This is a genomic window from Promicromonospora noduliphila, assembly GCF_056951025.1.
In genome coordinates, this window is record NZ_CM167806.1 from 4,358,168 (window position 1) to 4,370,442 (window position 12,275).

Consider the following 12,275-nt stretch of genomic DNA (forward strand, 5'->3'; position numbering starts at 1 on the left):
GAAAGAGTCGCTGGCGGAATGGGACGCACCGCCGCACGATGAAGACATGCACACCACATGGTTCATCACCGGAACATCCACGGGCCTCGGCCGCGAATGGGCTGAGGCCGCCCTCGAACGCGGCGACCACGTCGCCGCCACCGCCCGCGACGTCACCGCCCTGGAGCCGCTGGTCAGCAAGTACGGCGACGCCGTCCTGCCGCTCGCCCTCGACGTCACCGACCGGTCCGCCGTGCTCGACGCCGTCGCGCGTACCGTCGAACGGTTCGGCCGGCTCGACGTCGTCGTGAACAACGCGGGGTACGGGCACGTCGGCATGGTCGAGGAGCTGACCGAGCAGGAGCTGCGCGCGCAGCTCGAGACCAACTTCTTCGGCGCCGTCTGGGTCACGCAGGCCGTGCTGCCGGTCCTGCGCGCGCAGCGGTCGGGCAGGATCCTCCAGGTCACGAGCGAGGGCGGCATCCGCGCCTACCCGGGGTTCGGCGCCTACCACGCGTCCAAGTGGGCGGTGGAGGGCATCTCCGAGGCGCTCGCGCAGGAGGTCGCCGCGTTCGGCATCCACATCACCAACGTCGAGCCAGGTCCCTACGCCACCGGGTTCGGCCCGGGCCTGCACGTGAGCGACGAGCACCCGGACTACGCGGACGTGCACGTGGCCACGGCCCCGCAGTTCGAGCTCGGGGACCCGCACGCGACGCGCGCGGCGCTGCTCCGGATCGCCGACGCCGAGCGGCCGCCGCTGCACGTCTTCCTCGGCAAGCCGCTGGCCGACGTCGAGGAGATCTACGCCGAGCGCCTGCGCACCTGGCGCGAGTGGCAGCCCGTGGCGCTGGAGGCGTTCGGGGCCTGACCACTCGGCCACTGCAAAGGCGCCTTCGTACCATGGCGTCCATGGCGAACGGCGACGCGGTCACCCACGAACGGTCCTACCGGAAGGGTCCGGAGCGGCGCGCGCAGATCCTGTCGAGCGCCATCGAGCTGTTCGCAACGCGCGGCGTCGGGGCCTCGCTGCGGGCCATCGGCGAGGCGATCGGCGTCTCGCACGCCGCGCTGCGGTACTACTTCGCCAACCGCGACGAGCTGCTCGTCGAGGTCTACCGCGCGCACGAGGACACGGTGCGCGAGCGGTCGGCGCCGGAGGCGGTCTCCGCCGTCGCGCTGATGGAGCGGAGCGCGGAGCGGAACCGCTCGATCCCCGGGCTGGTCGAGCTGTACGCGACGCTGACCACCGACGCGCTCCAGGGGCGGCAGCACCCGGCGACGCGCGAGTTCGTCCGGGCGCGGTTCCGCCGGGTGCGGTCCGACCTGGCGGAGCGGGTCCGGGCGGGGCAGCGGTCCGGCGCGATAGCCGCCGACGTCGACCCGGACGACGCCGCCGCGCTGGTCGCCGCCGCCTCGGACGGCCTGCAGCTCCAGTGGCTGCTCGACCCCGACGCCGTCGACGTTCGCCGTTCGCTGGAGCTGCTGGAACGGCTCCTGCCGGGGGCCGAGCGGAGCGCGGCCGGCTCGGGCGCCGCCGGTTAGGGCGCGGTCGCGACGGCGGGGTCCCAGCCCTCCGGCAGCGGCTCGACCGGCTCCACCGAGGAGGCGAGCTCGACCGCCTGGCCGGCCGCGGCGGCGTCCTGCACGCTGAGCAGGATGTCCAGGACGTGCGCGGCGACAGCCCCCGACGCGCGCTCGGTGCCGCCGTCACGGAGCGAGCGCACCAGGTCGACCACGCCGGCGCCGCGCCCGGACTCGGAGCCCTTGGCGGGGAGCGTCGTCGGCTCGTCCAGGCCGTACCGCCACAGGAGCGAGTCGCCGTCGAACCTGTTCGGGTCCGGCAGCACTATGGTGCCCTCCGTGCCGTTGACCTCCACGAACCCGTTGCGGGGCAGCGCGTGCTGGAACGAGAACGTCGACTGCGCCGAGCGGCCCGCGCCGAACTCGATCAGGGCGGCGTGGTGCGTCGGGACGAGCACGTCGAACACCTCGCCGGCCCGCGGACCGCTGCCGATCGTGCGGGTGGGGCGGGAGGTCGAGGCCACGGCCTGGACCCGGGTGGCCGAGCCGAAGACGTGCACGAGCGTGGTCACGTAGTACGGACCCATGTCGAGCAGCGGGCCGCCGCCGAGCGCGAACAGGAAGTCGGGGTTCGGGTGCCACGACTCCGGGCCGGGCACATGGAACATCGTGGTCGCGGTCAGCGGCTCCCCGATGTCGCCGCGCGCGATCGCCCGGAGCGCGGTCTGGATGCCCGGTCCCAGCACCGTGTCGGGCGCGCACGCGACCCGCAGGCCGCGCGCCGCGGCGTCGGCCAGCAGGGCGGACGCCGCGGCCCGGTCGAGGGCGAGCGGCTTCTCGCTCCACACGTGCTTCCCCGCGGCCAGGATGCGGTGCCCGGCGTCGGTGTGCACGGCCGGGACGGTGAGGTTGACGACGACGTCGATGTCGTCGCGGGTCAGCAGCTCGTCCACGGTGCCGGAGGCTGGCACGCCGTACTGCTGGGCCTGCGCGGCGGCGCGGGCGAGGTCGAGGTCGGCGACGAACCGCACGTCGACGTCGGGGAACCGGGTCAGGTTCTCCAGGTACTGGTTGGAGATGTTGCCCGCGCCGATGAGGCCGACGCCCGCGGGCCGCTCTGTGGCGGCGCCGCTCATCGGTCGTTCTCCCGCAGCCAGGCCAGCGACTGCGCGATGCCCGCGAACACGTCCCCGGCGTAGGCGTCGAACTCGATCACGCGGGTCGCCTGAGGCGCGGCGGCCAGCACCGCGCCGACACCTACGTCGCCCGCACCGGCCGGCTGCTGCCTGCTCACGTCGCCGTCGAGCGTGCCGTCCTTGACGTGGATGAGGCGCACGCGGTCGCCCAGCGCGGCGAGCAGCGCGGGGGTGTCGGCACCGCCGACACCGGTCCAGTACGTGTCGACCTCCAGCACCACCTCGGGCGCCAGGTGCCCCACGAACACCTCCAGCGCGTGCCGGCCCTCGATGCGGGTGCTCAGCTCCCAGGCGTGGTTGTGGTAGCCGAACTCCAGGCCGCGCTCGGTGGCGAGGGCCGCCAGCGCGTTCACGCGATCGGCGAGCTCGGCCACCTGCTCGGCGGTCTGCCAGCGTTCGGCGGGCACGAACGGGTCGATCACCGTGGTCATCCCGAGGGCCACCGCCGCGTCGAAGATCGCTTCCGGATCGTCTGCCTGGAGCACCGGGGCATGTCCGGAGGGCGCCGTCACGCCCGCCGCGGCGAACGCCTGCCGGTACTCCTGGGTGCGCAGGTGGAACGCGTACGGCTCGACGTGCTCGAGCCCGAGCTCGGCCAGGCGCGCGACGGCGCCGGGCAGGTCCTCGGCGACCGCGTCTCGGACCGAGTAGAGCTGTACGGATGTGACCGGCATGGGAACTCCTTCGTTCGACACGCACTCGACCCGGCCAACCCGTCGCGGCCGCACCCCCGAGTACCGGGGTCGATCGTACCCAGAAATTCTTACAGTGGAAGATTTTGGTGCGAACGAATTCGTCGATGGCTGGGCACACGCTTCCGTCGGGGGTTTTTCGGCAGGTTCGCGAGGCCCTTGGTGGCTTGGCGGCGGTTGGTGGGGCTGGGGTCCTTGGCGGTTGGCGGGCGGTCGGGTGGATGTCAGTGGTGGGCGATAGAGTAGAACAAGCGTCCTCAGTAATGGGAGTGTTCGATCTGGTATGGCCTGGAAGGAGGTGTCAGTGTGCGTGACGAGCAGCGGTATCAAGGCCTAGACCGTGTGGTCCTCCAGGACCCGGTCTCCGCCGCCGTGGCCGCGCCTGACCAGGCGTCGGCACGCCGGTCCGCGGACGACGTGACGGCTCCCGATACGCCGTCCAACGGCGAACTGTCCGACGGCGCGGTGTCGGACGGTGTGCTGTCGGACGGTGTGCTGTCGGACGGTGTGCTGCCTGACGGTGTGCTGGACGGCCGTGTGCCGGTCGGCTGGGTGGACAAGGGTGTGCCGGTGGGTGGGACCGAGGGGTTGCCGGAGGTGCCTGCCTGGCTGGACTCGATGCCCGAGTGGCCACCGGACGTGATACCGGTCGCGTTGTGGCCGGTGGAGACATTGCAGCAGGCACTGGTGGGCCTGCCGGGCATGGGCCTGGCGCGGGTGGTCGCCGAAGCAACCGACCCGGACACCGGCGCGCTTTCCGACCTGCCCGACGATGCCCTGGGTGACCTTGTGCTGGCGTGTGGGCGGTTGCAGTCCTGGGCCGCAGGAATCCAAGCCCGCGTCGTGGCCGAACGCGCGGCCCGGGAGACCCACCCACTGGCGCACAACAGCCTGGTCGGGCAGGTCACCGGCGAGCTCGTGGTGACCGAGACGGAGGCCACGGAGGTCGTGGTCCGGGCCGAGTCCGGGGCAGACCACCCCACCGTGATCCGTGCGCTGGAGACCGGGCGGATCGATGTCCGCAAGGCACACACCCTGCTGCGCTCCGCAGCCCAGCTCACGGTGGCCGAGCGGGCCGAGGCGATCACCCGGTACCTGCCCCAAGCACCCCGCCGGACCTGGAAATGGCTACAGACCCGGATGCTCGCCTTCGCCAAAGACCGCCACGGATCGGGGGAGACCGCCCAGGCCGCCGCGCAGCACCGTAACGTCCAGATCGACCGTGCCGACAACGACATGGGCTGGTTGACGGCCTACCTCCCTGCCGCGGATGCGGCGGCGGTCTGGGGTGTGGTGGACGACATGGCCCACCAGTTGCGGCATGTCACGGGCGAGGACCGCACCCTCGGACAGCTCCGTGCCGACTCCCTGACCGGGATCGTCACAGGCCGTCTCCTGCCCGGTGACCGATTCACCGACGCCTGCGTGGCCCCCGACACCACGACGGGGACGGACGCGGAGACGAGCACCGGCTCTGCTGCGGCTACTGCTGCGACTTCCGCAACCGACGTGGCGGATGAACCTGGTGCACCCGTGTGTACGTGTGGCGGTCAAGCGCCCCTCGTTCAGCAGGCCGTGCAGGAGACGGTGCAGATGGTGCGGATCACCCCGACCCGGCCGGTCGTGCGGGTCACCGTCCCGGCCAGCGTCCTGCTCGGCTTGGACGACGGGCCGGGGAACCTGGCGGGGTTCGGGCCGGTCCCGGCCGAGACGGCTCGCCTGATCGCCCAGGATGCGACCTGGCAACGCCTCGTCACCGACCCCGTCACGGGGATCCTGACCGACTATTCCACCGCCACCTACCGGCCCGGACGGGTCCTGGGCGCGGCCGTGCGAGCCCGCGACGAGACCTGCACCTTCCTGACGTGCGACTCCCCGGCAGAGTGGAACGACCTGGATCACATCGTGCCGTTCGATCACGACCTCGATCCTGCGACACTCCTTCCCGGGACGCCGGGCCAGACCCGCGCACAGAACCTGCAACCTCTGTGTCGCAAGCATCATCTGCTCAAGACCCACGCGGGCTGGGGCGCCATGCGTGACCCCACAACCGGGATCACCACCTGGACCACCCCTACCGGACGCACGCACGTCCGCCTGCCCACCGTGCTGGACACCCACATCGAGATCAACGAGGTCGACCCGGACACGAGCTACGACCTCACCCTCCAAGCCTTGACCGGCCGACGCCTGCCACGGCAGTACACCACCGCTGAGGCCGGAACGGCACCGGCCGGGCCCACCAACTCAGGCCGCCCCGACGACCCACCCTTCTGAGGTTCTCCGGTCGGTCGACCGTTCACGCCGAGCCAGAATGCCCCCCAGAATGCCCTGGACATCTGGGGCGATCACTGCTGTCTTGTGCCCGCCCGGGCCTCCAGCCACCAACCGATCCGGCCGGAGCTGTTCAGGTGGGCGAGCTGTGCCGGGTTGGTGCGGTCCCGGTTCGTCTCGGCACCGAGCAGCGGTTCGACGCCGATCGAGCGGTACGGCGCGCCGTCGGGCCAACCGCCCAGGTTGCGCCACACGACCAGGGACACCGGCGCCGCGTACCCGTGCTCGACGCCCCAGCGGAGCGAGAGTCGGTCGGTTCCGTCCACGACGTCGACCTGGTCGGTCGCGACGACGGCGCACCGGGCGGTCCCGTCGTCGGGTCCCAGGACGTCGAGCGGCACTCCCCCGCCGTCGGGCCAGGTGGTGGACGTCGTCACGCCCGGCTCCGGCCACTCGACCACCAGCACGTCCGGTCGGCCCGGGACTTCCAGGTGTGCGCCGGGCCCCACGTCCAACAGCATGTGCACCGCGTGCAGGAGGCCCGTGCCAGGCTCGCCGCTGATCGTGTAGGCCGCGCGGACCACGCCGTCGTGCGCGGTCAGCCGACGGTCGAGGGTGAGGCCAGCGGCCTGGACTTGCGCGACGGTTCCTGTGCCGGGGCCACTGCCGGAACTGGCACCGTGGTCGCTGCCCGAGGCGACATGGTCACCGCGGGAGCCGGCGTGGCCGCTGTCCGAGTCGACATGGTCGCCGTCCGAGCCAACGTGGTCGCTGTCCGAACCGACGTGGCCGCCGCGGGGGCCACCGTGGCCGCTGCTGGAAGCGGCACCATGTTCGCTCGGATCCGTCCGCGTGCCCGCGGGATCGACCGCCCACGGACGCGACCACACTTCGCCGTGGTCGCTCGGGCCGTTGATCGTGGGGAAGCACTCCTCGACGCCGCCCGCGTCGACGAACGGGTCGCCGGGAACCACCGCGGCGCGCGCAGCGGAGGAGATCACCGGGTTGTGCCACAGCCACTCGCGCTCGGGGGTCGCCAGCGAGGTCCAACGCCCGCCGTGGGACAGGTCGGTCCGGACGGAGAGCGGCCGCGCCTCTCCTCGGCGGGCGTCACCCGGCCGTGTCACAAGCCCCGCTCCACCCCGGCCCGATCACAAGCCCTGTTCCATCCGGCCCTATCACGGGCTCCGTTCGGCCCGGCTCAGCCACGGGCCCGGCCCCGGTCGGCTCCATCACAGGCCCAGTCCCGGCCGGCTCCATCACAGGCCCGGCCCCACCCGGCTCGGTCACATCCGGTCCAGGATCACGACGTCGCAGTCCCGCCGCGTCCACGGCACCACCAGCCCGTCGCGGTCCAGCTCCTTGCCGGTCCGCACGGCGTCGCTGCCGCGCACCCGGTACCGCGCGTCGGGGTCGAGGTCGCGCAGATGCACCGTCAGGTCACCGGCGTCCGGCCGTCGCCACGCGAGCACCACCACGGTGTCCGCCGCGTCGCCCGGGCCCGCCTCGCCCCAATCAGCACCACCCCAATCAGCACCACCCCGACCAGCACCGCCCGAGCCCACGTCGCTCGAGTTCGCGCCGTTAGAGCCCGCCCCACCGAAACCCGTGTACTGCACCGCGCACGCCGGATCCCCGGGCGCCCCGTGCCGCCGGACCCGCCCCGTGTGCACGACGGGCCGGATCGAGCGGTACAGGTCCACGAGCGACGCCGCGCGCTCTCGCGTCGCCGCGTCCCAGGCCAGCAGATCCGCGCCGATGCCGAGCACCCCCGCCATCGCCACCACGAACCGGAACTCGAGGCTGACCGGCTCGCCCGACCGGTCGCGGTCGAGCAGGTCGGGCAGGTCGGTGACCCACGAGCTCATGGTCCACGCGGGCAGCACGCCCAGGAACCCGTGCTGGATCGCCAGGCGGTCGCGCGGCCCGGTCTCGTCGCTGGGCCAGACGACGTCGGTCCGCGCGAGCACCGCGTGGTCGATCCGGCCGCCGCCACCCGCGCACGCCTCGACGGTCACGTGAGGGAACTCCGCACGCAGGGCGTCCAGGATCCGGTAGTAGGCCTGCGTATGCCGCCAGGACCAGTCGTCGCCACCCTGGGCGCTGCGCCCGCCGTCGGCGATGGAGCGGTTCATGTCCCACTTGAGGTAGGTGATGTCCGTCTCGCGCAGGAGCCTGCGCAGCGTGCCGAGCACCCACTCCTCGACCGGCTCCTGCCCCAGGTCGAGCACGTACTGGTTGCGCAGGGTCTCCAGCGGGCGCCCGGCCACCTGGTGCGCCCATTCGGGGTGCGCGCGGTAGAGGTCGCTGTCGGGGCTGACGGCTTCGGGCTCGATCCACAGGCCGAACCGCAGGCCGAGCTTCGCCACGCCCTCGGCCAACGGCCCGAGCCCGCCGGGGATCCGGTCGGTGTCCGCCTCCCAGTCGCCCAGCGCCGCGGCGTCGCTGGTACGCCCGCGGAACCAGCCGTCGTCGACCACGAACACCTCCGCGCCCACCTGGGTGGCGGCCTCGGCGAGCCGGAGCTGGTGCTCCACGCGGACGTCGAAGGCGGTGGCGAACCACGAGTTGTAGACCACCGGCCGGTGCTCGGGGCCACGCGTGCGAGCCAGCGTCGCCTGGTAGGCGTGCCAGGCCTGGGCCAGGTCGTCGGCGTCGCCCTCGACGCGCACCCCGGCCAGCACCGGCGTCGTCAGCGACTCGCCCGGCGCGAGCGTGAGGATCCCGGACTCGTCGTCCGGGCCGGCGGCTATTCGGATGTGGTCGGCGAAGGGCACGGCGTCGAGCGCCATCCGCCACGAGCCGCTGTAGCCGAGCGCCACGCCGTAGCGCACGCCGGAGCCGGGCGCGCCAGTCCCGCTACTCTCGGCCGCTCCAGGCCCGGGAACGCCGGCGGCGCCCGTCCCGCGAGTCTCGGCCGCTCCACGCCCGGCAACGCCGTCCCCGACGTCGCCGCTCTCGGCAGCAACGGACCCGACGCCCTGGGGCACCAGGCTCACCACAGGCGCATAGGTGTGCGACGTGATGCCCTGGCGGCTGCCGATACTGAGAGTCCCCGCCCCGAACGTCACCTCGAACGGCGTGAACTCCCGCGACCACGCACCACCGAGCACCCCGACCGACGCCGCCGGCCCCGCGGCCGCACCGCCAGGGACCGGGATCGTGAACGCCCCACCCCACGCCCGCAGCAGCTCGACCGGCAGCGCGGAGTCATTCCGCAGCTCCGCCCACTTCTCGACGACGTCGTGGCCGGGGTGGGTGCGGATGCGCAAGATCACGCCGAGGCCCAGCACCTCGTCGGCCAGCGGACAGACGAGGTGCGTCGCGCCGTCGTCGTCCCGGCCGAGGGTCACCTCGCCCGAGCGGGCGAGGCGTGCGCCGCGCAGGCCGTCCGCGCGCCGGACCACGAGCTCGGCGCCGTGCACGTTGCGCGTGCCGAGCGCCGTCGCCTCCAGCGGCAGCAGGTCGAGGTCTGCCTCGAAGGACGACGTCGCCGCCACCGGCGGCACGGCCTCCTCCGCCGCAGGCCCCCAGCCGACGGCGACCAGCCCGGCCCCGCGCGGCGCCTCGCCCACCACATACCGGCCCGAGCGGGTCGGGAGAGTCCACGTCACTTGTTGGCCCCCACGAGAAGTCCGGACACGAACTGCTTCTGGAACATGAAGAACACGATCGCCGTCGGGACGGCGGCTATCAGCGATCCTGCCGCGACCACGTTCCATGCGCTCGCGTACCCGCCCTGCAGGTTGAGCAGCGCGGCGGTGATCGGGAACTTGGACTCGGTGCGCAGCACCGTCATCGCCCAGATCAGGTCGTTGAAGATCCATGTGGTGGCCAGGGCCGCGAGCGCCGCCAGCGACGGCCGCGACAGGGGCAGCACGATGCGCCAGAAGATGCCGCCGGCGCCCGCGCCGTCGAGCCGGGCGGCCTCGAAGACCTCGTTCGGCAGGCTGCGCATGAAGCCGTGCAGCACGAACGTGTAGAACCCGATGCCGAACCCGACCTGGACCACGACGAGCGCGGTGCGGGTGTCGGCGATGCCGAAGGCCTCGGTGATGGACGCGACGGGGACCAGCAGGATCTGCGGGGGCAGCAGGTTCCCGGCCAGCATGGTGAGCAGGACGACGCGGCGGCCGGGGATGGCGAACCTGCTGAGCGCGTACGCCGCGACGGACGACAGCGCGAGGGACAGGAACACCGCCCAGACGGTCACGATCGCGCTGTTGCCGAGCGCCTGGAGCACGCCGCCGTCGGTCAGGGCGGTGGCGAAGCCGTCCGTGCTGAACGATGCAGGGAAGGCGCCGAGGCCGCGGCCGGCGATGTCGTCGTAGGAGCGGATCGCGACGAACAGCACGAACACGATGGGGCTCAGCCACAGCAGCGTGACCGGGACCATCGCGACGTGCAGCCACGGGGAGCGGGCGGAGCGGGGTCGAGACATGTCAGTCCTCCGTCCGGGCCTGGCGGGCGAGGTAGGTGATGATGAAGCCGATCGCCAGGGCGAAGATGACCACGGCGATCGCCGAGGCGTAGCCGAGGTTCCCCGTGGTGAACGCCTGCTGGAACATGTAGGTGCTCAGGAGCTGGGTCTCGTTGTAGGGCCCGCCCCGGGTCATGGCCCAGACGATGTCGAAGGTGCGCAGCGAGTCGATCACCGTCACGGCGAACACCACGGTGTTCACACCGCGAAGCTGCGGCATGACGATGCGCCAGAACCGCTGCCAGGCGCCCGCGCCGTCGACGGCGGCGGCCTCCTCGAGCGTCGGGTCGGTGCCCTTCAGGCCGGCCAGGTAGAGCACCATGATGTAGCCGACCTGCCGCCAGACGGCCGCGATGAGCACGGCCCACAGCGCGACGGCGGGGTCGGCGAGCCACTGCCGTTCGAGGGCGTCGAGCCCGAGCAGGTCGAGCGTGCCGTTGATGGGCCCCTCCGGCGCGTACATGACCCGCCAGAACAGGCCGCTCACGGCGAGCGAGACGACCATCGGCAGGTAGATGGCGCTGCGGTACAGGCCCACCAGGGGGCCCGGCTTGTTCAGGGTGACCGCGAGCACGAGCCCGCCCACCACGGACAGGCCGCCGAACCCGAACACCCAGATCACGTTGTTGCGCAGGGCGGTCAGGAAGATCGGGTCGGCGGCCAGGTCGCGGAAGTTCTGCAGGCCCACGGGCTCGGCCAGGCCGATCCCGTCCCACCGGGTCAGGGCGAGCGAGAACGAGTTGGCGGCGGGCCAGAACACCCACAGCAGCTCGACCACGAGCGGGACCAGCAGGAAGACCCAGACGAGCAGCGGGACGCGCGCGAGCCTCGTGCTCACGACGCGAAGACCCCCTCGGCCGCCGTCTGCCACTCGTCGAGGATGCTCTTGAGGGAGTCGGGCTCGGCAAGGAACTTGGTGAGGGCGGTGTCGGCGGTGGCCTGGAGCGCGTCGGAGGAGTCGCGGTTGAAGAACTGCGTGATCTCCTCGGTGTTGTTCAGCAGCTCGATGCCCTTCTGCACCAGCGGGCTGAAGGAGGACGTGTCGACGTCGGGCGAGGTGGGCAGGTTCGCGGACCTGGACTGCTCGATGTACTGCTGCTGCGACTCGGTGGAGGCGAGGTAGCTCAGCAGGTCGAGCGCGCCCTGGTGGTTGTCGCTGTTGGCGGCCGCGAAGAACCCGTCGGTCGGCGCCTCCTCGGCGGTGGGCACCAAGTCGTTGATCATCGGCACGGAGAAGAAGTCGAGGTCGTCGCGCTGGTCCTCGGGGAAGTAGGTGGTCACGAACGTCCCGATGAGGTACATCGCCGACTTGTCCTGGGCCACCGGGGTGGCGGCGTCCTGGGCCGTGTACGACGCCATGTTCGTGTCGAAGTACGGGATGAGCCGCTTGTACTCCTCCATCACGGCCACCACCTCTGGGTCGTTGAAGGCGTGCTCGCCGGCCAGCAGCTCCCGGTGGTACTGCGCGCCGTTGACCCGCAGGTCCAGGTAGTCGAACCAGCCCGACGCCATCCACGGCGTGGACGACAGGCCGTTCGTCAGCGGCACGATGCCCTGCCCGCTGAGGTTCTCGCACAGGGCGTGGAAGTCGTCCCACGACGTCGGGACCTCGACGCCCCACTTCTCGAACGCCGACTTCTTGTAGAACACGCCCCACCAGTAGTAGCTGGTGGGCACGAAGATCTGCTTGCCGGACGCATCCGACGACAGGCTGCGCAGCGCATCGGAGTAGCCCGCGCACACGCCGTCGCCCTGCCACAGGGACGACACGTCGAGCAGCAGCCCCTCCTCGGCGTAGGAGCGGGCCACCGACCCGGCGTACCAGCTCAGCACCTCCGGCGAGTCGCCCGACCGCAGGTAGTTGGTGAGCTGGGCCCGGAACTGTTCCGTGGCCACCGAGTTCATGGTGACGTCGCCGCCCGGGTAGGCCTCCACCAGCGCCTCCAGCGCGGCCTTGGGGTCGGCGTCCTGGATCGAGTTCTGCAGCGTGACCGTGCCGGTGCTCGCGGCGCCGCCACCCCCGCCACCGCCCGCCGTCGTGCCGACGCACGCGGCCAGCAGGCTCGCCGCACCCAGCGTCATGCCGCCCGCGAGCAGCTCGCGGCGCGTGATCGTTCGCTCGGACATCTT

General features: G+C 72.0%; 10 protein-coding genes. 3 read left to right on the forward strand and 7 right to left on the reverse strand.

Annotated features, from left to right (window positions below):
- The first annotated feature begins 46 nt into the window (after positions 1–46).
- Entirely contained in the window at positions 47–850 is an 804-nt protein-coding gene (locus tag AC0QU1_RS19125; RefSeq protein ID WP_483571576.1) for an SDR family NAD(P)-dependent oxidoreductase, read from the forward strand.
- A gap of 41 nt (positions 851–891) precedes the next feature.
- Positions 892–1,524, forward strand: a complete 633-nt coding sequence (locus AC0QU1_RS19130; protein ID WP_483571577.1) for a TetR/AcrR family transcriptional regulator — start codon at positions 892–894, stop codon at positions 1,522–1,524.
- Here the strand turns inward: AC0QU1_RS19130 and AC0QU1_RS19135 are convergent.
- Both AC0QU1_RS19135 and AC0QU1_RS19140 read right to left on the reverse strand, forming a co-directional pair.
- Positions 1,521–2,639, reverse strand: a complete 1,119-nt coding sequence (locus AC0QU1_RS19135; protein WP_483571578.1) for a Gfo/Idh/MocA family protein — start codon at positions 2,637–2,639, stop codon at positions 1,521–1,523. The two genes, AC0QU1_RS19130 and AC0QU1_RS19135, sit on opposite strands and share 4 nt — an antisense overlap.
- Entirely contained in the window at positions 2,636–3,373 is a 738-nt protein-coding gene (locus tag AC0QU1_RS19140; RefSeq protein ID WP_483571580.1) for a sugar phosphate isomerase/epimerase family protein, read from the reverse strand. Before AC0QU1_RS19140 ends, AC0QU1_RS19135 begins: the two co-directional genes overlap by 4 nt.
- 360 nt (positions 3,374–3,733) lie before the next feature.
- Between AC0QU1_RS19140 and AC0QU1_RS19145 the strand changes: the two genes are divergently transcribed.
- Positions 3,734–5,668 carry an HNH endonuclease signature motif containing protein gene (locus AC0QU1_RS19145; RefSeq protein WP_483571581.1) on the forward strand — a complete coding sequence of 645 codons (1,935 nt, stop codon included), beginning with the start codon at positions 3,734–3,736 and terminating at the stop codon, positions 5,666–5,668.
- 71 nt (positions 5,669–5,739) lie between these two features.
- Here AC0QU1_RS19145 and AC0QU1_RS19150 read toward each other — a convergent pair whose 3' ends face one another.
- The 5 genes from AC0QU1_RS19150 to AC0QU1_RS19170 all read right to left on the reverse strand — a co-directional run bounded on the left by AC0QU1_RS19150 (position 5,740) and on the right by AC0QU1_RS19170 (position 12,272).
- Complete coding sequence (locus AC0QU1_RS19150) at positions 5,740–6,792, reverse strand: hypothetical protein (protein WP_483571582.1); 1,053 nt, start codon at positions 6,790–6,792, stop codon at positions 5,740–5,742.
- Positions 6,793–6,951: 159 nt separating this feature from the next.
- Positions 6,952–9,279 carry an alpha-galactosidase gene (locus AC0QU1_RS19155; RefSeq protein ID WP_483571583.1) on the reverse strand — a complete coding sequence of 776 codons (2,328 nt, stop codon included), beginning with the start codon at positions 9,277–9,279 and terminating at the stop codon, positions 6,952–6,954.
- The gene (locus tag AC0QU1_RS19160) at positions 9,276–10,106 is read right to left on the reverse strand and encodes a carbohydrate ABC transporter permease (protein WP_483571584.1); all 831 of its coding nucleotides are present in this window, start codon (positions 10,104–10,106) and stop codon (positions 9,276–9,278) included. The genes AC0QU1_RS19155 and AC0QU1_RS19160 overlap by 4 nt, the downstream gene beginning before the upstream one ends.
- 1 nt (position 10,107) lies before the next feature.
- The gene (locus tag AC0QU1_RS19165; protein ID WP_483571586.1) at positions 10,108–10,983 is read right to left on the reverse strand and encodes a carbohydrate ABC transporter permease; all 876 of its coding nucleotides are present in this window, start codon (positions 10,981–10,983) and stop codon (positions 10,108–10,110) included.
- A complete protein-coding gene (locus tag AC0QU1_RS19170; RefSeq protein ID WP_483571588.1) occupies positions 10,980–12,272 on the reverse strand; it encodes an ABC transporter substrate-binding protein in 1,293 nt (430 codons plus the stop codon). The genes AC0QU1_RS19165 and AC0QU1_RS19170 overlap by 4 nt, the downstream gene beginning before the upstream one ends.
- Between the last annotated feature and the right edge of the window lie 3 nt (positions 12,273–12,275).